General features: G+C 45.5%; 14 protein-coding genes. 10 read left to right on the forward strand and 4 right to left on the reverse strand.

What is annotated here, in order from left to right; all coding sequences use genetic code 11:
* Positions 1-69: 69 nt before the first annotated feature.
* The 6 genes from V7D18_RS06100 to V7D18_RS06125 all read left to right on the forward strand — a co-directional run bounded on the left by V7D18_RS06100 (position 70) and on the right by V7D18_RS06125 (position 10,897).
* Positions 70-1,596, forward strand: coding sequence for a glycoside hydrolase family 43 protein (locus tag V7D18_RS06100; RefSeq protein ID WP_426152647.1), 1,527 nt, complete (start codon positions 70-72; stop codon positions 1,594-1,596).
* A complete protein-coding gene (locus tag V7D18_RS06105) occupies positions 1,559-3,334 on the forward strand; it encodes a family 43 glycosylhydrolase (RefSeq protein ID WP_426152447.1) in 1,776 nt (591 codons plus the stop codon). Before V7D18_RS06100 ends, V7D18_RS06105 begins: the two co-directional genes overlap by 38 nt.
* Entirely contained in the window at positions 3,291-3,971 is a 681-nt protein-coding gene (locus V7D18_RS06110) for a rhamnogalacturonan acetylesterase (protein WP_426152449.1), read from the forward strand. Before V7D18_RS06105 ends, V7D18_RS06110 begins: the two co-directional genes overlap by 44 nt.
* A 10-nt stretch (positions 3,972-3,981) precedes the next feature.
* The gene (locus tag V7D18_RS06115) at positions 3,982-5,769 is read left to right on the forward strand and encodes an ABC transporter ATP-binding protein (RefSeq protein ID WP_426152451.1); all 1,788 of its coding nucleotides are present in this window, start codon (positions 3,982-3,984) and stop codon (positions 5,767-5,769) included.
* A gap of 142 nt (positions 5,770-5,911) precedes the next feature.
* The gene (locus tag V7D18_RS06120; protein ID WP_426152453.1) at positions 5,912-8,770 is read left to right on the forward strand and encodes a penicillin-binding transpeptidase domain-containing protein; all 2,859 of its coding nucleotides are present in this window, start codon (positions 5,912-5,914) and stop codon (positions 8,768-8,770) included.
* 12 nt (positions 8,771-8,782) lie between these two features.
* Positions 8,783-10,897 carry a penicillin-binding transpeptidase domain-containing protein gene (locus V7D18_RS06125; protein WP_426152455.1) on the forward strand — a complete coding sequence of 705 codons (2,115 nt, stop codon included), beginning with the start codon at positions 8,783-8,785 and terminating at the stop codon, positions 10,895-10,897.
* Between the two features lie 53 nt (positions 10,898-10,950).
* On the opposite strand, the gene V7D18_RS06130 is transcribed toward V7D18_RS06125, so the two are convergent.
* From V7D18_RS06130 to V7D18_RS06140, 3 genes are all read right to left on the reverse strand, one after another.
* A complete protein-coding gene (locus V7D18_RS06130; RefSeq protein ID WP_426152457.1) occupies positions 10,951-12,738 on the reverse strand; it encodes a BlaR1 family beta-lactam sensor/signal transducer in 1,788 nt (595 codons plus the stop codon).
* Positions 12,738-13,121 carry a BlaI/MecI/CopY family transcriptional regulator gene (locus tag V7D18_RS06135; RefSeq protein WP_426152459.1) on the reverse strand — a complete coding sequence of 128 codons (384 nt, stop codon included), beginning with the start codon at positions 13,119-13,121 and terminating at the stop codon, positions 12,738-12,740. The genes V7D18_RS06130 and V7D18_RS06135 overlap by 1 nt, the downstream gene beginning before the upstream one ends.
* 80 nt (positions 13,122-13,201) lie before the next feature.
* The gene (locus tag V7D18_RS06140; protein ID WP_426152461.1) at positions 13,202-14,443 is read right to left on the reverse strand and encodes a cation:proton antiporter; all 1,242 of its coding nucleotides are present in this window, start codon (positions 14,441-14,443) and stop codon (positions 13,202-13,204) included.
* A 299-nt stretch (positions 14,444-14,742) separates the two neighbouring features.
* On the opposite strand from V7D18_RS06140, the gene V7D18_RS06145 reads away from it, so the two are divergent.
* Entirely contained in the window at positions 14,743-15,900 is a 1,158-nt protein-coding gene (locus V7D18_RS06145) for an MFS transporter (protein WP_426152463.1), read from the forward strand.
* Here the strand turns inward: V7D18_RS06145 and V7D18_RS06150 are convergent.
* Complete coding sequence (locus V7D18_RS06150; RefSeq protein ID WP_426152465.1) at positions 15,897-16,874, reverse strand: substrate-binding domain-containing protein; 978 nt, start codon at positions 16,872-16,874, stop codon at positions 15,897-15,899. The two genes, V7D18_RS06145 and V7D18_RS06150, sit on opposite strands and share 4 nt — an antisense overlap.
* A 286-nt stretch (positions 16,875-17,160) precedes the next feature.
* Here V7D18_RS06150 and modA point away from each other — a divergent pair, with 286 nt between their 5' ends.
* The 3 genes from modA to V7D18_RS06165 are packed head-to-tail and all read left to right on the forward strand — an operon-like array spanning position 17,161 to position 19,844.
* Complete coding sequence (modA, locus tag V7D18_RS06155; RefSeq protein ID WP_426152467.1) at positions 17,161-18,063, forward strand: molybdate ABC transporter substrate-binding protein; 903 nt, start codon at positions 17,161-17,163, stop codon at positions 18,061-18,063.
* Positions 18,064-18,091: 28 nt separating this feature from the next.
* Positions 18,092-18,790, forward strand: a complete 699-nt coding sequence (gene modB / locus V7D18_RS06160) for a molybdate ABC transporter permease subunit (RefSeq protein WP_426152469.1) — start codon at positions 18,092-18,094, stop codon at positions 18,788-18,790.
* Between the two features lies 1 nt (position 18,791).
* Entirely contained in the window at positions 18,792-19,844 is a 1,053-nt protein-coding gene (locus V7D18_RS06165) for a sulfate/molybdate ABC transporter ATP-binding protein (RefSeq protein WP_426152471.1), read from the forward strand.
* Positions 19,845-19,884 lie beyond the last annotated feature (40 nt).

Consider the following 19,884-nt stretch of genomic DNA (forward strand, 5'->3'; position numbering starts at 1 on the left):
GGCAGAAAGAGGGGCAGAATTTCTGCTCCTTTTTTAGCGTAATTATTATGGGAGGTAATGGCGATGTCAATGTCAAAGTATCAGAATCCGGTTTTATATGCCGATTATTCAGATCCCGATGTAATCCGGGTGGGAGAAGATTATTATATGGTAGCTTCTTCCTTTACCTATCTTCCAGGTGTACCCCTTCTGCATTCGAAGGATCTGGTTCACTGGGAAATAATCAATCACTGTGTAAGTTCCCTGCCTTTTGAAAAATATGAGCAGCCGTCACACGGCTCCGGCACCTGGGCGCCCTCCATCCGTTTTCATGAGGGTACCTTTTATGTATTTGTTCCTCTTCCGGATGAGGGGATTTTTGTAGCCACATCAGAAGATCCCTATGGAGAATTTAAACTTCACTGCCTTCATGAGGTGAAAGGCTGGATTGATCCCTGTCCTTTCTGGGATATGGACGGAAAGGCGTATATGGTATTTGCCTACGCCAACAGCCGCTGCGGGATCAAACACCGGCTGGATCTGGTGGAAATCGATCCCCAGTGCAGAGAAATCATAGGAGAGCCGGTTACCATCTTTGATGGCGAGCAGATCGCTCCTACGACGGAAGGCCCCAAAATGTATTATGATCAGGGATACTATTACATACTCATGCCATCAGGAGGCGTGACTGCCGGCTGGCAGTCTGTTTTAAGAGCAAGGTCTATAAAGGGACCTTATGAGTACCGGATTGTGATGCACCAGGGAAATACATCCGTAAACGGGCCTCATCAGGGCGGCTGGGTCATCGCGCCGGACGGCAGGCACTGGTTTATCCATTTCCAGGATGTGACAGAGCTTGGGCGGATTGTTCATCTGCAGCCCATGTGCTTTCACAACGGCTGGCCCTTCATCGGAACGGATCAGAACGGGGATGGAATCGGGGAACCGGTTAAGGAGTGGAAGGTTCCTGCAGAGGGACAGCCGCAGTATAAAATTGCCCAGTCGGATAATTTTGAAAGCGGAAGACTTAGTTTTCAGTGGCAGTGGCAGGCAAATCCCAGGGACTCCTTTTACTCCTTAGATGGGCATAAAGGAATCCGGCTGTTTAGTCTGACAAATCCCTTCAGGGAAAATCTTCTGTGGTATGCGCCCAATGCCATGACCCAGATTCCACAGCACAAGTCATTTACTGCCGTCACCAAGGTACGCCTTAACTGGGAACAGGAGGGAGATATGGCCTCCATTGGCATGATCGGACATTCCTATGCTTATTTTGGTATCCAAAGGACCGGTGAGAGAAACTGCCTTATGCTCTATACAGGAAAAGTAACCAATAAGGAGCTGCTTGGAGAGGCACAGGAAATTCCTGAGAGCTCCTGTCCATATGAGGACGATACGGTTTATCTGCGCCTGGAGCTTTTCTCCGACAAGACGTATCGCTTTTCCTGGTCTGCAGATGGAATCCGGTATACCTTTATGGGAAAACCACAGCCTCTGTGCCGGGCCACCTGGACAGGAGCAAAGCTCTGTCTTTGGAGTGCAAATAGAAACAACATAAGATCAGAAGGGTACGGGGAATATGAATTTATACACATTGAAGACAGAAGCGGCAGCTAAGCAGGCCTTTGAGGCGGCGAAGCGGGGAGATTATGACATGGTTGTCCGTTTGATAGATCACAGCTTCAATACAGAGGATTGTGATGAGGAAGGGAACAGCCTTCTCCACTATGCGGTGGAAGGAAAAAATCAGAAGCTGGTGAAGTATATGGTGGAGCGCTGCAGGATGGACCCGACATGGGCGAATCAGTCCATGTGTTCACCTTATGACCTGGCGGAGGGAACCCCGCTGGAAGAATATTTGAAAGGTGTATGCGGTTTTTCCCGTGAGGAATGCTACCGCAACCCGGTTTTAAGAGGAATGCACCCGGATCCCAGTATTGTACGTGTGGGGGAGGATTATTATATGGTGAATTCCAGCTTCCTTTTCTTTCCGTGCATTCCCATTTCCCATTCAAAGGATTTAATCCACTGGGAAACCATCGGTTACGGGATCACAGATGAGAAATGGGCAGAGGAGCATCTTGGAAAGCTGGAAGGCGGACGGGGATTCTGGGCGCCGGATATCAGCTATCATAACGGGAGATTTTATATCTGTGCAACCCTGCGCAATAATGATGATGCGCCCTTTATTCAGACCCAGATGGTTACCAGCTCCCAGAATCCTGCAGGTCCCTATGAAACACCGGTTATTCACAATGTACTGGGAATTGATCCTTCCATCTTTACTGACGATGATGGAAAACGGTATATGCTCATTAACCGGGGTGCCAGAATAATGGAGATTTCAGAGGATGGAAAAGAGCTGCTGTCATTGCCGGAGCTGATCTGGTACGGGCATTCCGGTCATGCGCCGGAGGGACCCCATCTGATAAAAAAGGATGGGTATTATTATTGTTTTCTGGCAGAAGGCGGAACTGGAAAAGGCCATATGATTACGGTTGCCAGATCTGAAAACTTATATGGCCCTTATGAGAACTGTCCGTACAATCCTGTTATGCACCAATGGGATGAAATGGGTGCTATCCAGTGCTGTGGTCATGGAAAACCGGTTGAGACGCCTGACGGCAGATGGTTTATGGTATATTTATGCTCACGGTTTATTGACGGGACCTGGGGAATGCTTGGGAGAGAAACCTGTCTCGATGAAATTACCTGGACGGCAGATGGGTGGCCTGTGGTAAACGGACGAAAAGGTCCTTCCTATATGGCGCCCCTTCCGTTTCCCCATGAACCAGGGAAAATGGCTGTCTGCAAAGCGGGGGACGGCTGGCTTTCTCCAAGGACCAGGGACAGCAGCCGGGTATGGACTGCAAAAGACGGAACCCTGTGGATCAGAGGAGACGGACTGGATTTATGCAGGAGAGAGTGCAGCAGCCTGCTTGTTAAATTTCAGCCGGATTTCTGTTTCCACGCAGAGTTTGAGATGTGGATACCAGAAGAAGAGAAGGAAGAATATACCTCTGATGGGGGTATGACTCTTTATTATGATGAAAACACCTACATAAAATTTGGTGTGTCAAAAAATCAGGTATTTGTATCGGAATATGTGGACAACGCCTATGTAAGGACGGAAGGTAAAGAGTACTCCTTTGATGGGCATGTCCTGTTACGGGTTGAGACAGACGGTCTTAACAGAACCTTTCTACTAAATAATAAAATCCTGTGGCGGTGGACCGATGTGACTTCCATCTGTTCGGAAGGCCTTACAAAAGGAAAACGCTTTACAGGAGCAGCTTATGGAGTGTACGTAAATGGCAGCAATCTTTTATGCTGGAGACAGCACGGTAAAATTTAATAAAGCCTCCACATACCCCCAGACGGGGTTATCACAGGCGATGCTTCTTTATCTGGCAGACGGTGTGGAGATGAAAAGCTTTGCCCAGAATGGGAGAAGCACAAAATCTTTTCTGGATGAGGGGCGTCTGGCTCTCATGGAAAAGGAGATGAAAGAGGGAGATTTTCTCTTTATACAGTTTGGTCACAACGATGAGAAGGATGATCCGGCCCGCCATACAGATCCGGATACCACATTTAAAGAAAATCTGATGAGATTCATTGGGGCTGCAAGAGGAAAAGGGGCTTATCCTGTACTCATTACCCCGATTGCCAGAAGGCTTTTTAATGATCAGGGAAAATTTCTTCCTGGCAGCCATGGAGCTTATCCGGAGGCAGTAAAGCAGACCGGAGAAAAGGCCTGCGTTCCGGTAATCGATTTAACAGCTGTTACGGAAGCTTATCTGGAAGCAGCAGGCGACTTAGCCTCGAAAGCGTATTTCATGTGGCCTAAGGACAATACTCATTTAAAGCCGGAGGGTGCAGTTATCATGGCGGGTTTCCTTTGTGAAGAACTGAGAAAACTGGGGAAACCTTATGCAGATCTGTTAGACAATGGCTATGTTCCTGCCGAGAATCAGGGACTTGATGTTTCCTAGGGAGAAGACAATGGATCAATATGAGAAAATGGAACACCGGTTTGTGGACTGCTATAAGAGGTACGGAAATCGTTCAGTTATGGTGCTGCTGGGATTTTATAGAGGACAGTACCATAAGTTTCTGCTTTCCACCTTCTTTTTTGTAATTAAACACGCCCCCAGTCTCTTTGCTGCGCTGCTGACTGCCAATGTGATCAACGGAGCCATAGCAGGAGGAGAAAAGGGAAAGCATGCAATCCTTTTAAACGTGGCAGTCTGGCTGGGGCTTTTGGCTGTTCATCTTCCGGCAAACTGGCTTCATAATAAATACAAAAACCAGGTAATACGTAAAACGGAGGCCGGGTTAAGGGGCGCTCTGGTCAGGAAGCTTCAGGAACTGTCCATTCCCTATCACACGGAGATTCAGTCAGGCAGGCTCCAGTCCAAGATCATACGTGACGTGGAAGCAGTGGAGACCTTATCTTCCCAGCTGTTTGTTAATCTGATGAACATTATGATGAATCTGGTTATCACTCTGGGTATTACAGCCGTAAAAAACAGGACTGTGCTTATGTTTTTTCTGCTGGTAGCTCCGGTGACTGCGGTGACAGTCGTTGCATTCCGCAAACGAATCCACAGCGAAAACAGGGCATTCCGCCGTGAGATGGAGGAGACCAGCGCCCGGGTAATGGAGATGGTGGAGCTGGTTCCTGTCACCAGAGCCCATGCGCTGGAACAGCAGGAAGTTGAAAAAATCAAGGAACAGCTGGAAGAAACCGCAGACAAGGGATACCGGCTGGACATGGTACAGGCACATTTTGGGGCAGTCAGCTGGTGTGTATTTCAGGTGTTTCAGGCTCTGTGTCTGGGATTTTCCGGATATATGGCCTGGAAGGGAGCCATAAAGATCGGCGATGTAACCTTTTATCAGGCAAGTTTTACCACGGTGGTCAGCCAGTTTACGGGGCTTATTAATCTGCTCCCCATTCTGACCAAGGGACTTGAATCGGTTACTTCCATCGGCGAGGTTTTAATTTCCGATGATGTGGAGCATAATGAGGGAAAGTTAGAGCTGAAGGAATTAAAGGGCAGTTTCACCTTTCAGCAGGTTGAGTTTTCCTATAAAGGTTCCAGTGAGCAGGTTCTTTCGGGAATTGATCTGATAGTAAAGGAAGGGGAGACCATTGCGCTGGTTGGAGAATCCGGCTCGGGAAAGACTACCATATTGAATCTGCTGATTGGCTTTATCACACCCGGCAGCGGAAGGCTTTTCATCGACGGAACGGATATGAGTGACATCAATTTAAGAAGCTACCGGAGATTTATCTCGGTAGTGCCCCAGTCTCCGGTTCTCTTTACTGGTACTGTAAGGGAAAATATTACGTATGGACTTTTAAATGTACCGGATGAAGCGGTGAATCATGCGGTAGAAGCCGCAAACTTAAAATCAGTCATTGCCAGACTTCCCAAAGGGCTGGATACCATGATTGGAGAACACGGTGCCAATTTAAGCGGCGGTCAGAGACAGAGAATTTCCATAGCGAGAGCAATTATCAGAGATCCCCGGGTGATTATACTGGATGAAGCAACCTCGGCACTTGATACGATTTCGGAAAAGGAGATTCAGGATGCTCTCGACCGGCTGATTAAAGGCAGAACTACATTTATTGTTGCCCACAGGCTTTCAACGGTAAGAGGAGCAGACCGGATCGTGGTTTTAGACCAGGGAAAAATCAGGGAAGAGGGAAGTTATGAAACACTGATGGAGTTAAAAGGGGAATTCTATGAGATGGAGCGGCTTCAGATGGCATTAAGATGAAAAAACGGTTTACATCTTAAACAATCCGGTGTATAATCAAATCTTACATACGTAGTAATTTAGCAGTCTGCAGGGAGGTTTTAAAAGGGGTCCCTGTTCCTTTCATATTATAAATATTACAAGCGTAAGAATAAGGAGAATTATGCGCCGCAGTCATTTATTTAAGAATAAGAGCTTTCCAGACATTTCCTTTCAGATTCCCAGATTATTGATATTGGGAATGTTTTTTGGATTTTTATTATCGGCACTGATCGTACGGTTATATCATTTACAGATCATGGAGGGAGCAGCCAGTCAGGAGGAATTTATCACCTCCATTATGAAGACACAGAGGCTTCCCGGCAACAGAGGGAACATCTATGACAGGAATGGAACGCTTCTGGCATCCAACCGTCTTTCCTATAACATCACTCTGGAAGATTCCGGGAATTATAAGAATCAGAAGGAGAAGCAGAAAACATTAAACGGAATTGCCTATCAGCTCATTGGCCTTGTAGGAGATGAGGATAAGTTAAATGTCAGTCTTCCCATCACGGTGAATGAGGAAGGAAACTATGAGTATACGGTGGACGGCTGGAAGCTGAGCAGGTTTAAGGCAGATTTTTATGGAAAGAGCCAGGTTACGGATTTAACAGAAGAGCAGTCACAGAAGACAGCCGCAGAACTCATGGAGGATCTTTGCGGAAAGAACAAATTCATGATTGACTCGTCCTATCCGGAAGAGGAGCAAAAGAAGTACGGACTGCCTGAGACGATGAGCTCAAAGGAGATCTTACAGGTCGCCAACATCCGTTACGGTCTGTCTTTAAATTCCTATCGGAAATACTTACCCTATCTTGTGGCCTCTGATGTATCAGACAAAGCCATGGTAGGTGTGATGGAGCAAAAGCACAGTCTCCAGGGAGCCGATGTGGAGAACAGCAGCATCCGGGTGTACTATGGCGGAGAAAGTATGTCTTCCATACTTGGATATACAGGCGGAATATCAGCTGATGAGCTTGAGGCACTTGGTGACAACAATAGTATTTACTCCAATCAGTCGGTGATCGGCAAAAGCGGGATTGAAAAATCCATGGAGGAATGGCTGCGGGGACAGGACGGAACCCAGGAATTCTATACAGACGTGGTTGGAAATCCCAAGACAGAACCGGTTATCACCAGCAGTCCGGGCACCGGCAAGGATGTTTATCTGACAGTGGACAAGGGATTGCAGGATGCGGTATATCAGATGTTAAAACAGCAGATTGCGGGAATCCTTCTGGCTAATATGGTGGAAACCAGAAGGGCTGAGATGCCTAAAGCTGCCGATGCATCCCAGATCCGCATCTCCTCTGACGAAGTTTACTATGCACTGATTCAAAATCATGTTATCGATACGGAACGGTTAAAAGAAGAGAATGCATCGGATCTGGAAAAAAAGGTATACGGAGATTTTAAGCGGAAAAAGGAAGCAGTGATCAGTCAGCTTTCCGCTGCCTTCGATACGACCGGCGCTGCTTATCAGGCACTTGGCCCGGAAGTGCAGGGATATCTGGATTTCCTGGTCAGTCAGGCTCGGAAAGACCAGTTTCTATTGAACGGTAGCGGAACCTGGGACTGGAAGGAAAAGAGCCTGAGGCAGTATCTGACTGAATCCATCGCTGCAGGCCATATGGATCTAAGCCGTCTGGAAAACAATGAAAAGTATACGGAGATCCAGGATGCAGAGCGTCTTGCAGAAGAAAAGATGCTGAAGGATATAACGGAAAACCGGGAGTTTGAACAGAAAATTTATCAGGCGATGATCGGGGAGGGATCCTTAAGCGGAAAGGAGACGGAACAGCTGCTTTATGAGCAGGGAGTTCTTTCCAAGGATGATCCGGATTATCCCCTTCTGATGAATGGCCAGTTAAGTGCCTGGCAGTTTATCCGTAAGAAAATCACAAATCTGGAGATTACACCGGCCCAGCTGGCTTTAAATCCATGTTCCGGTTCAGCAGTTGTGGTAAATCCCCAGAACGGAGAGGTGATTGCCTGCGTCAGCTATCCGGGCTATGATAATAACCGGCTGGCGAACCAGATGGACACCTCCTATTACCAGCAGCTGGAACAGGATTTATCCCTTCCTCTTTTCAACCGGGCCACCAGCCAGCTGACGGCTCCCGGTTCCACCTTTAAACCGGTTACAGTAATTGCCGGATTAACGGAAGGAGTCATTCAGACGGATACCAGCGTTTTATGTACCGGCGCATTTGATAAGGTAGAGCCGCCTCTGCGGTGCTGGAAGCGTGCCGGTCACGGGGTGATCTCTTCCAGTGCGGATGCACTGAAGAATTCCTGTAATGTATATCTGTCGGAGATCACTTACAGGCTGGGAACAGGTGCAGACGGAAGCTTTTCAGAAGATAAGGGACTGGGCAGCTTAATTAAATATGCTCAGCTTCTGGATCTGGATAAAAATACCGGAATTGAGATCGGGGAGGCGAAACCTCATGTGACCGATCAGTATGCGATTCCATCCTCCATTGGGCAGGGAACCCATAACTATACTACTTCCCAGATCGCCCGCTATACGGCTACTCTGGCAAATCACGGACAAAGCTATCAGCTGTCCATGATCGGCAAGATTACAGATGGAGACGGTACGGTGGTGAAATCCTTTGCCCCTACCTTAAGCAGTACGGTTAACTTACCGGAATTTGTATGGAATGATGTGGCAAAAGGTATGAACGAGCTGGTAAAATCCAATGCGACCTTAAAAGATATAAAGATAGATGCGGCAGGAAAAACCGGTACGGCAGAGGAGTCAAAAACAAAACCCAACCATGGCCTGTTTATTGGATATGCGCCCCTTGTCAATCCTCAGATTGCCATAACTGTGAGAATTGCAAACGGATACAGCTCCGGTAATGTGGTAGGTGTGGGAAAAAATATTTTTAATTATTATTTCCATCTGGAAGATACCGCAAATATTCTGACCGGTACGGCTTCCGGTGTATCCAATAACCTTCGTACGGATTAAAGGAGGAATGGAATGAGTCGGAGAATGAAACGATTTGTATTCAGCACTGTCTGCACCTTATTGATACTGGTGACCGGTCTGGCCGGAGGAATCTTATTTCTCCGGTATGAGAATAAGAAGGATCAGTCAAAAAAGAAGCCGGATGCACTTCTTACAGAGTATGTTTCCAGCTTACAAAATGCAGATTACGGGACTATGTACGGTATGCTTGACCAGCAGAGCCAGCTAAATATCAGTCTGGAGGATTTTACTGCCAGAAATAAGAACATTTACGAAGGAATTGAAGCAGAGGATATCAAGGCTGAGATAACAGGCGTAGACTTAAAAGATGAGGAAGCGGCAGTCACTTATCAGATGAGTTTAAACAGTCTGGCAGGTGAAATCAGTTTTTCCAATCAGGCGGTTTTTAAAAAAGAGAAAAAAGCCGGCTATAAACTGGAATGGAATGACAGCATGATATTTCCGGAGCTTACTAAAACCGATAAAGTTAAAGTAGTAACGGATAAAGCTGAAAGAGGAAATATTTATGACCGGAACGGTTTTTTGCTGGCTGGAAAGGGAACTGCCTCCTCTGTTGGTCTGGTTCCGGGGAAAATGAGCCAGGATTCGGGCAAGGATGTGGAAAAGCTGGGAGAACTGCTTTCCATATCTCCGGAGAACATACAAAAAAAACTGTCTGCAGGCTGGGTAAAGGAAGATTCCTTTGTTCCGCTGAAAACCTTAAAGAAGGCGGATGACTTTAAACTTCAGTCGGAACATGCCAGTGAAGAAGACAAAAAGAACAAAGAGCTTCAGGACCAGCTTCTGACCATTCCCGGAGTGCTGATTACAGACACCTCCGTGCGCTCTTACCCGCTGGGGGAAAAAGGAGCCCATCTGATCGGATACGTCCAGAATGTGACGTCAGAGGATCTGGAAAAGCATAAGGGAGAAGATTACTTAACAGACAGCGTCATTGGAAAAAGCGGTATGGAAGGGCTGTATGAAAAGGAATTAAAGGGAACAAACGGCCGTACCATATTCATTGCAGATGCGTCAGGAAATAGTAAGAAAAAGCTTGCGGTAAAACCGAGAACGGACGGAGCGGATATTACACTTACCATTGACAGCGCGCTTCAGAGCACTATTTATGATGCTTTCCAGGAAGATAAAAGCTGCAGCGTCGCCATGAATCCCCACACAGGAGAAATCCTGGCCCTTGTGAGCACTCCCTCCTACGATGACAATGATTTTATACTGGGTATGCCGGCAGATAAATGGGATTCTTTAAATAACGATGAAAGAAAACCTCTATATAACCGGTTCCGTCAGAAGTTTGCTCCAGGGTCCTCCTTTAAGCCAATTACTGCTGTAGTCGGACTGGGAAGCGGTGCCATTGATCCCAATGAAGATTATGGAAGCACAGGATTAAGCTGGAGAAAGGATGAAAGCTGGGGGAATTATTACGTAACCACTCTTCATGACAGCAGTCCGCTCAATCTGGAAAATGCTTTTATATATTCCAATAATATTTATTTTGCAAAGGCGGCCTTAAAGATTGGCTACGATGATTTTATGGCAGGACTTGATAAGCTGGGATTTAACCAGCCCTTACCGTTTGAGATTTCCGTTGCCCAGTCCCAGTATTCCAATTCAGACCGGATTGAGTCAGAAGTGCAGCTGGCTGACAGCGGCTATGGCCAGGGACAGATGCTTGTGAATCCGGTACATCTGGCTGCCCTTTATACGATGTTTACCAATGAAGGGAATGTCATTCAGCCTGTTCTTAAGGCGGAACAGAATGCTGCACCGAACGTATGGCTTCAGGGAGCCTGCTCTGCTGAGAATGCCAGTCTGGTCCGTGAGGATTTGATTCAGGTTGTCAGCTCGGAACACGGTACCGGTCATACAATAATGAGATCTGACATTAAGCTTGCAGGAAAGACCGGAACTGCGGAGATCAAGGCCTCCAAAGGGGATACCACGGGAACGGAGCTTGGCTGGTTTTCCGTATTTACCGCAGATCCGGATACAAAATCGCCACTGCTTCTTATCAGCATGGTGGAGGATGTGAAAAACCGGGGCGGAAGCGGGTATGTAGTGCGAAAGGATAAACTGATACTTGATTCCTATCTTCCAGTACAGTAGATAAAAAGACAGAGCTTAAGGCAGGAGAAACTTCTCCATTCTTAAGCTCTGTTTTACTGTATGTAGATATTCCGGTCATTTAAGATATCCAGTGTAATCGCTGCGGCTGTACGTCCGTTGGCGGAACTGCCGTTATGAATGTTGGCAGAGAACACATAGGTCTCACTGCTGGATTTTGCAAAACCGATAAACCAGCCGTTGATGTTTTGACCGTCTATGGTTCCGGTTCCGGTTTTCCCATATAAAGAGACCCCCTGGCTGGCGGAAAGGTAAATGGAATCTTCCACTGCTTTTATATGATCCGGTTTAAAAGGAAGCGTTCCCTGGGAAAGGCGGGTTAAGAGTTCCACCTGCTCTGCCGGGGAGATTTTAAGAGAAGATTCCAGCCAATAGCTTCCAAGTCCTCCGGATAAATCCTGATTTCCGTATTCCAGGCGCATCATGCAGTCTTTTAAGGCAGATATGCCGTTTTTTTCATCAAGAGATTTAAAATACCAGTTAACAGAGTGATTCATAGCGGTATTAAGGGTCTGGTCCTTATTCCAGTCTTGAAAGGGGTAGGGGGTTTTATCCCACTTTATGTATGAGGAACCGGGGGTAATGATTCCATGTTCCAGAGCGCACAGCGCACTGTAAATCTTATAGGTGGAATCAGGGGAAATCCGTGTTGCTGCCCCTTCCTGATTGTAAATATAGTATTGATTGGAATTGACTCCATACAGGACAAAGCTTCCTTCATATCCGTGGAAATAAGAATCTAAATCCAGCTGATTTACGTGTTCCGGATGAAAAGAATAAGAAGATCCGCCGGATGCAGCTGCAGACGTGACGGGCAAAATGGCAAGCAGCAGTGAAGCGGCAATGGCCAGAATAAAACGGCTTTTCCACCGAACCCATCCGGATTCTTTCCGGTAGGCAGCAATGCAGAGGATTCTCCTGCGGATTTCTTTTTCAGAGCCTGCGATCTGGGCAGCGGTAGAGAGGCGTCTGGACATATTTTCAGCGAAACGAATCAGTGTTCTGCCATAATCCAGATAGCTGTTCTCTTCTAACATGGAAAGCACCGATAAATCACAGGCAATTTCCTGATCCTTTCTCATCTCTTTTAGCCCGAACCATACTGCCGGGTGATACCAGTACAGAGTTTGAGCGAGGGCCATCAGCCGGATAATGAAAAGATCTCCGCGTTTAATATGCGACAGCTCATGAAGAAAAATGTAGCGCATTTCTTTCTCTGTTAATTCTGACAGCATATGAATGGGAATGATGATTACCGGTTTTATAAAGCCGGCAGCTATGGGTGAATTTAAATATGCGCTGCTGTATACCGGAATATCCTTCTTTATTCCAAGCTCACGCCGGCAGTTGTCAAACAGCTGTCTGATCTGTCTGTTTTGCAGAGGAAGAGAAGCCTTCGCGATTTGTCTGATTTTAAATCCGGAAATAATATTCAGGACTGACATAACACCTATCCCAAGTCCCCATATATACGGCAGAAAGGAAGGAAAATGAAGGACAGCCCTGCGGCTTACGGATATTGAGAAGTCTTCTATAATACCGGAAACGTCAGCATCATAAGGTGAGGCTGATGCAGCTGTTTTTATTGGAGATATGCCGTCTCCAAGCCTCCCAAACAGCCCCAGTCCATGAACTGCAGAAATCATGAAAGAGGGAAGAAATGGAAAGATCAGTACAAAAAGCAGTAAATACCAGATTCTGTATTGGGCTTTCCAGGTAAGATGATTTTTAAGAAACTTTTTCATCAGCAGGATGACTCCGGCTATTGTGATTATGACAACGCTGTTTAACATAAGACGGGTCATAAGTGAAAAAAGCATCATTATGATTCCTCCTCATGATCTTTAAAAAGAAGCTTTTTCAGTTCAGCTAAGTCCTCGTCAGATATATGATTGCTGTTGATGTAATTAGTAACCATGCCGGATATCCTGCCATTGTAGAACCGGTTTAAAAAGTGGCTGTTTTCCTTCTTCAGATAGTCGTTCTCTTTAATAAGAGGAGTATAAATGAATACACGGCTCTCTTTCGTGTAAGTGACAGCCCCCTTTTGCACCAGCCTTTTTAACAGGGTGTGAATCGTCTTGGGATTCCAGTCAGTTGTCTGTGTCAGTTTTTCGGTTACCTCGTTGGTGTTAATTGGAGCGTACCTCCAAAGTACCTTCATCACTTCATATTCTGCTTCAGAAATTTGCGGAAGGTGGCTCATACTCAATCTCCTGTTCTTACAAGTGTAATACATATATTATAAGAGCATAAAGCCTAAGTGTCAACAAAACCGGTAAGAATTCACCTGTACTTTGAAACCTCCTCGTAGTTTTCTCCCAGTCTGGTTTCTGCAAAGGGGACAGAGGGTCCGAGACGGAAGACAGGTTTTAATATAATGGGAGTGATAATGGTGGTAATAATGACAACAAGAACGACTGGTCCAAGAAAATCTCCGCTAAGGAGTCCAAGCTGCTGTCCTTTTCCAGCGACAATAAGCGCGACTTCACCTCTGGAGATCATTCCAACTCCAATCCGAATGCTTTGATAATTTTTATAACCGCAGAGTTTTGCACCGACACCACAGCCAATCACTTTGGTTAATATGGCAGTGAGGGTTAATAGAACTGCAAAGAGAACGATGGCAGGGGTCATGGGAGGAAGTTCCACTTTAAGACCAATGCTTGCAAAGAATACCGGTGAAAGCAGAAGATAGGACAGAGTGTCAAATTTTGAAGTTAAAAACTGGGATTTCTGTGTGTTGGATATAATGACTCCGGCGATATAGGCCCCTGTAATATCGGCTACACCGAAAAAGTGTTCCGCTATGTAAGACATAAGAAGACAGAGAGAGAAGGCAGCTATGGCATGGCGCTGGAGGCCCCGTTCCGCGTTGTTGCTCCAACGGGAATATGCTTTATAGATCAGAACACCGCCAATGGCAGAAAAGACAAAGAATGCAGCGATTTTTAATAAGACAGCAAACAGATTGACGTTTGGATCGGTTGTGCTGGTGATGACGGTGAGTGCGATAATACCAAGCACATCATCGATTATGGCAGCTCCCAGTATGGCATTGCCCGAGTGGGTTTTTATTTTTCCGATTTCTTTTAAGGTTTCTGCCGTAATACTTACAGAAGTCGCAGTGAGAATGACTCCGATAAACATATTCTGAAGAAACAGAGAACAGGAAGCGTCTGATGAGATCATTCCTGGGCGGTTAAAAAAGTAAGCTACTGCAAAACCCCCGAACAGAGGCACAATGACACCAATCAGAGCGATGATAAACGCTGATTTACCGCTCTTTTTTAATTCCTTTGTATCCGTCTCCAGACCGGCACAGAACATGAGAACAATCACACCGATTTCAGCCAGTTTGTCTAGAAATTCGGTTTCATGCAGCGTGCCTGTCACGGCAGGACCCATAATGACCCCGGCTAACAGCGCACCCACCACCTGAGGCATATGAAATTTTCTGGTCACAAGACCTAAAACCTTAGTGCTTAAAAGAATAATTGTGAGATTCAATAAAAATCTGTAATCCATACTAACCCCTCCTTATATTTATGTAAGATCAACAAAATTTATCTTACTCCTCTTTAATAACACTGTCAATTGTTACTAACAGTTTGTCTCATCTTTACAGAAGTCCGGTTTCATGATATACTGACTGAAATAATTCTTCACTGAACCCGGAGGGCAGATTTATGCCATTATCTATTTTCTCATCATATGATCCCACGTAGAAAAAGTTGATATTTATATCGGATTAAAAAAGCGCTGTTTGAAACAGAGCTTATTTTTGATGCCTATTATACTACTAATTTTAGATCATTGGAGAAAATATGAAATATAGACAGAATATATATTTACTTTATGCCATTTCCTTTTTACAGGGACTGGTATTTTATGGACCTGTAGCGACTCTTTACAGACAGGCAGCAGGTGTCAGTGTGTTTGAGATTACTGTAATTGAGAGCATTTCCCTGGCTCTTTGCATTGCCCTGGAGGTGCCCTGGGGAATGGTTGCGGACCGAATCGGGTACAGAAAGACCATGATTATTACCTGTGCCGTTTATTTTATTTCCAAGGCGGTATTCTGGAGAGCGGATGGGTTCGGAGGATTTTTGCTTGAGAGGGTGCTGCTCAGTGTGGTGATGGCCGGGATGTCAGGCTGTGATACCAGCATACTCTATCTTTCCAGCCGGGAAGGAGAAAGCCAGCAGACATTTGGTGTTTATCAGTCTTTCGGCATGGCAGGGCTTCTTGCTGCCTCCCTTTCCTATTCCATTTTCATTGGAGATAATTACAGGCTGGCAGGATTTCTCACCATGGCTGCTTATGGTGTTGCAGCTGTTCTTGTTTTTGGATTAAAAGAAGTAAAGGAGCCGGAGAAAGAGAAAAAAAGCAGAAAGCATTTTTTTCATACCTTTCTCGACGTGGTAAAAGACCGGTATTTTCTTGTTGGTATGGTGGGGATTACACTCCTTGAGGAAACGAACCAGACAATTACTGTATTTTTAAACCAGCTGCAGTATGTAAAATGCGGGATGGAGCCAAAGACAATGGGCTTAGTTTATATCGTAGTTACCCTGTCAGGCATGGCGGGTGGCATGTGGTCTTTTCGGCTGAACAGGAAAATGGGGATTCTTCCTTTTTCTATCGTCCTGTTTTTTTGCGGCAGTATCTCCTGTCTGATTCTTTCCAGTACGAATAGCGGTGTCATTTCCGTTTTATGCATCATTCTTCTCAGACTTGCCTCCTGTCTGTTTACTCCATTAAAGGCAGAGCTGCAAAACCGACGGGTCACTTCTTCTGACCGGGCCACGGTTCTTAGCATCTATGCGGTAATCGGCGAGGCCTGCGGGACAGGGACCAACCTGATCTTTGGGAAGGCGGCAGCAGCGGATCTTTCCTTTGCCATGCTCTGTGGCGGGCTGCTGTGTGCCGTCGGAGGTACGTTTTTTGTGATTTTCCGTATAAGAGAGGCTGGAAAAATTTAAGGACTGGTAAAGTGGACTTCTCCTGTATGAAGGGTATCATAGCCGTTAAAATGCAGGAGACTGTCCTGAAACTCTCTGGAATTGACTGTCTCAAGGATGGAAGTAAAATAAGGCTGTTCCATAGCGGACTTAAGAATAACCAGATCCATGGAGGCCTTAGTCAACGGGATGAAATCCAGCTGTGGATATGCAGACAGATGGGAAAAATCTCCCATGCTGATATCAGCAAGTCCGGAGGCAACTGTATTGGCAGAAGACATATGGGACAGGCTTTCATCACCGTAACCCGGGATGAAGGACCTGTCTGTTTTTTGTTCTGTCAGAAGCCGGTCTAAATAAATCCGTAAGCCGTTTCCCTTTTCACGGTTTAAAAATCTGATATCGGAGCGGCATAAATCTTTTAAGCTGTTTATTTTTTTCGGGTTTCCCTTTTGAACAAAAAAGCCAGTTTTTAATGTACAGATATGGATGACTGCAGCTTCTTTCCCGGGAAGAAAATGGCTGATCTGGCCGATCCGCTCCTCAAACTGCCGAAAACAAAAACAGGTGAGTGCCATATGCGTTTTTTCATAATAAAGGGAATACAGGCTGTTGTAATCGTTCATATAGGAATGAAGGAGGGGCAGGCTGTTTTCTCTCTGGCTTAACAGGCTGCGGAGCAGTTCAACAGTTCTGGATTCCTGGCTGTTTATAATAAGTCCGTTTGTGTGAAGAAGGTAATCCATCTGCCTGCTGGCCTGGTCGGCCGAAAAACGTGGAATGTCCATGACAGGAGGCAGCGCATCAGTAAGACCTGCGGGTTGTCCCGTCTGATTTGTTCTTGTTAAATATTCATCCAGCTGATCCTGGCTGATCCGTATCTGCTTGCCCACTTTTGCAGATTTTAATTCTCCCCGCTTAATTAGTTCGTATACGGTTGCCTTCTTAATTTTAAGCTGATCCGCCACTTCCTGGGGTCTGTAAATTTTTTCCATGTCATATCCTCTTTTCCCCTGTTCTCATTATTACTTATGTTATAACATGGTTTATTTTTTGTCAATCAATCGTAATGGTTTGTATGTTGAAAAAATTAATTAATTTTATGTGAAAATAAAGAAATAATCTGAAGATATAGGGATATTGACTTTTAATTATGGATCATATAAAATAAACTAATCATAACAAAACAGATCGAAACAGAACAAAACAAAATAAAACAGGGTACCAAAGAATCAGGAGCAGCCTTTGTGGATTGCTCCGTCTAAAAATAGGAGGAAAAAAATGAAAAAAGGAAAAAAATTACTGAAGATTATGATGGCGGTGTCATTGATTGGAGGACTGCTTTCAGGCTGCAGTCAGGCAGGCCAGAAAACGGTTCCAGCTTCCCAGTCTGCGGCGGCAGAGCCAGAGTCATCAAAAACGGCGGAGGAAACCACGACTGCTGTTCAAACCACTAAGGCAGAGGAAGCAAAGGCTGTTGATGTGTATGTATTTATTGCAGCAAGTCTGAAAAACACCATGGAAAAAATCAAGGAAAATTATGAAAGCGCACACCCGGGAGTAACTATCATTTACAATGCGGACAGTTCAGGTACGCTTCAGAAACAGATTGAGGAAGGCGCCCAGTGCGATATTTTCTTTTCTGCAGCACCCAAGCAGATGAATGCGTTAAAAGACGGAGGTTTCGTAGAGGAAGGGTCTGACACAAGCCTTCTCATGAATAAAGTGGTTCTTATTAAGCCAAAGGGCGGAAAGACGACAGTTACCGGATTCGAAAATATTACGTCAGCTTCCAGTCTTGCACTTGCAGGAGAGGATGTGCCGGTTGGACAGTATGCCAGAACGCTTTTCACTAATATGGGGATCCTGGACCAGGTTATGAAGATGGAAATTAATGAAGGCGCCAATGTCACCGCAGTTTTAACAGCAGTTGCAGAAGGAAGCAATGAGGTAGGTGTGGTTTATGCCACAGACGCCGCTTCCATGCCGGACAAAGTGGAGATTATAGCAGAAGCGGATAAAGCAAAGATTGATCCGGCTGTCTATCCGGTAGGTTTAATCAAGGACAAGGAAGCCAGTGAGGACCAGAAAAAAGCAGCAGCAGAATTTAAGGATTATTTAACCAGCGATGAGAGTGTAATGAAGCTCTTTACAGATGCAGGATTTGCTAAATATACAGAATAAAACAACAGTAAGAAGGAGGTGAAATGCATTGGGGGAATTACTGAAAACCATCGACTGGAGTCCTCTCTATCTCTCTTTGAAAACAGGAATTGTGGCTACTGTACTGACCTTCTTTTTGGGAATCGGTGCAGCGAGGCAGATTATGAAGCTGAATAATACGGCAAAAGCCATTGCGGACGGGATTCTCACACTCCCCCTTGTGCTGCCTCCAACTGTGGCAGGCTTTTTTCTCCTTCTGATCTTCAGCCTGCGCAGACCATTTGGAAGATATCTTCTGGAAAACTTTGATATCAAGCTGGTACAGACATGGCCGGGATGCGTTATGGCGGCATTTGTCATAGCCTTTCCTCTTATGTACCGCAATGCCAGAGCCGCGTTTGAACAGGTAGATGTAACCATGATACAGGCAGGAAGGACTCTGGGGCTGTCGGAGAGCAGAATTTTCTGGAAAATCGTGGTCCCCATAGCAGCCCCGGGACTGGCATCCGGTACGGTGCTTTCCTTCGCGAGAGCCATAGGAGAGTACGGAGCGACCACCATGCTGGCAGGAAATATACTGGGTAAGACAAGAACCGTGTCAGTTGCCATTGCTACGGAAGTGACTGCGGGGAACTGGGACACAGCAGGATTCTGGGTAGTGGTTATTATTTTGTTATCTTTCTTTATCGTCGCTGCTATGAACATAATATCCGGAAAAAATATAAAAAATGGAAGCGGGTGGGCCTGACATGGCGCTGGAGGCAAGGATTATAAAAAAATTCCACGGCTTTCATCTGGACGTGGAATTGGAAACAGACGGCGGATGCATGGGAATATTAGGGGCTTCCGGCTGCGGAAAAAGCATGACTTTAAAATGTGTGGCAGGCATTGAAAAGCCGGACAGCGGCAGGATCGTTCACAATGGAAGGGTGCTTTTTGATTCGGAAAAAGGCATCAATCTGCCGGCAAGAGAACGTCATGTCGGATATCTGTTTCAGAACTATGCACTGTTTCCCACCATGACTGTGGAGGAAAATTTAAAAATTTCCCTGACAGGTAAGGAGAAGGAAAAGCGGATTCCGGTTTTTGAGCAGATAGAGCGTTTTCAGCTTCAGGGTCTGGAAAAACGTCTTCCTTCCCAGCTGTCCGGAGGCCAGCAGCAGCGTGTGGCGCTGGCACGGATGCTTTTATGTAAACCGGAAATGATTTTGCTCGATGAACCATTTTCAGCATTGGATGGATTTTTAAAAGATACCCTTCAGCTTGAAATGCTGGAACTGTTAAAAGAATTTAACGGAGATGTGCTGTTTGTTTCTCATTCCAGAGACGAGATTTACCGGTTCTGTGACCATATGATACTGTTGTCAAATGGAGAAAGTGTAGTAAAAGGGCTTACAAAGGATATATTTCGGAAACCATTAAAAGTGGAGGCTGCAAGACTGACTGGCTGCAAAAATATTTCACCGATAGAACGAATCAGTGAATATGAACTCTATGCACAGGAGTGGGACATAAGACTGAAAACAGGCGAACCGATTGGTGATTCCATTCACTATATCGGGATCAGAGGTCACAATCTGGTGGCAGTTGACAATCCTGAGGAAGAAAATACAATGAAAATTTCTTTTGCAGGAAGTGCCCATACAACCTTTCAGTGGCAATATTTAGTTCAGAACGCTTCCAGACTGTCATCAGCCAAAATCTGGTGGATCAGGGAAAAGAAAGAATACGAAGCGGAAGAAATGGAGACAATCCCATTATATTTAAAATTCCCCAAGGAAGATCTTTTACTTTTGTCTTAATTTTATTAGGTATTCATGAAATAGATTGACAAATAGGAGG

This window comes from Lacrimispora sp. 38-1 (assembly GCF_049890855.1).
Taxonomy (GTDB): Bacteria; Bacillota; Clostridia; order Lachnospirales; family Lachnospiraceae; genus Lacrimispora.

What these genes read in the sequence shown, in the direction of transcription:
- V7D18_RS06135 (WP_426152459.1), bottom strand. Translation starts at nt 13,121, where the DNA reads ATGAGCCACCTTCCGCAAATTTCTGAAGCAGAATATGAAGTGATGAAG.
- V7D18_RS06125 (WP_426152455.1), top strand. Translation starts at nt 8,783, where the DNA reads ATGAGTCGGAGAATGAAACGATTTGTATTCAGCACTGTCTGCACCTTA.
- V7D18_RS06105 (WP_426152447.1), top strand. Translation starts at nt 1,559, where the DNA reads ATGAATTTATACACATTGAAGACAGAAGCGGCAGCTAAGCAGGCCTTT.
- V7D18_RS06115 (WP_426152451.1), top strand. Translation starts at nt 3,982, where the DNA reads ATGGATCAATATGAGAAAATGGAACACCGGTTTGTGGACTGCTATAAG.
- V7D18_RS06165 (WP_426152471.1), top strand. Translation starts at nt 18,792, where the DNA reads ATGGCGCTGGAGGCAAGGATTATAAAAAAATTCCACGGCTTTCATCTG.
- V7D18_RS06130 (WP_426152457.1), bottom strand. Translation starts at nt 12,738, where the DNA reads ATGATGCTTTTTTCACTTATGACCCGTCTTATGTTAAACAGCGTTGTC.
- V7D18_RS06150 (WP_426152465.1), bottom strand. Translation starts at nt 16,874, where the DNA reads ATGGAAAAAATTTACAGACCCCAGGAAGTGGCGGATCAGCTTAAAATT.
- V7D18_RS06145 (WP_426152463.1), top strand. Translation starts at nt 14,743, where the DNA reads ATGAAATATAGACAGAATATATATTTACTTTATGCCATTTCCTTTTTA.
- V7D18_RS06140 (WP_426152461.1), bottom strand. Translation starts at nt 14,443, where the DNA reads ATGGATTACAGATTTTTATTGAATCTCACAATTATTCTTTTAAGCACT.
- V7D18_RS06100 (WP_426152647.1), top strand. Translation starts at nt 70, where the DNA reads ATGTCAAAGTATCAGAATCCGGTTTTATATGCCGATTATTCAGATCCC.
- V7D18_RS06110 (WP_426152449.1), top strand. Translation starts at nt 3,291, where the DNA reads ATGGCAGCAATCTTTTATGCTGGAGACAGCACGGTAAAATTTAATAAA.
- modA (WP_426152467.1), top strand. Translation starts at nt 17,161, where the DNA reads ATGAAAAAAGGAAAAAAATTACTGAAGATTATGATGGCGGTGTCATTG.
- V7D18_RS06120 (WP_426152453.1), top strand. Translation starts at nt 5,912, where the DNA reads ATGCGCCGCAGTCATTTATTTAAGAATAAGAGCTTTCCAGACATTTCC.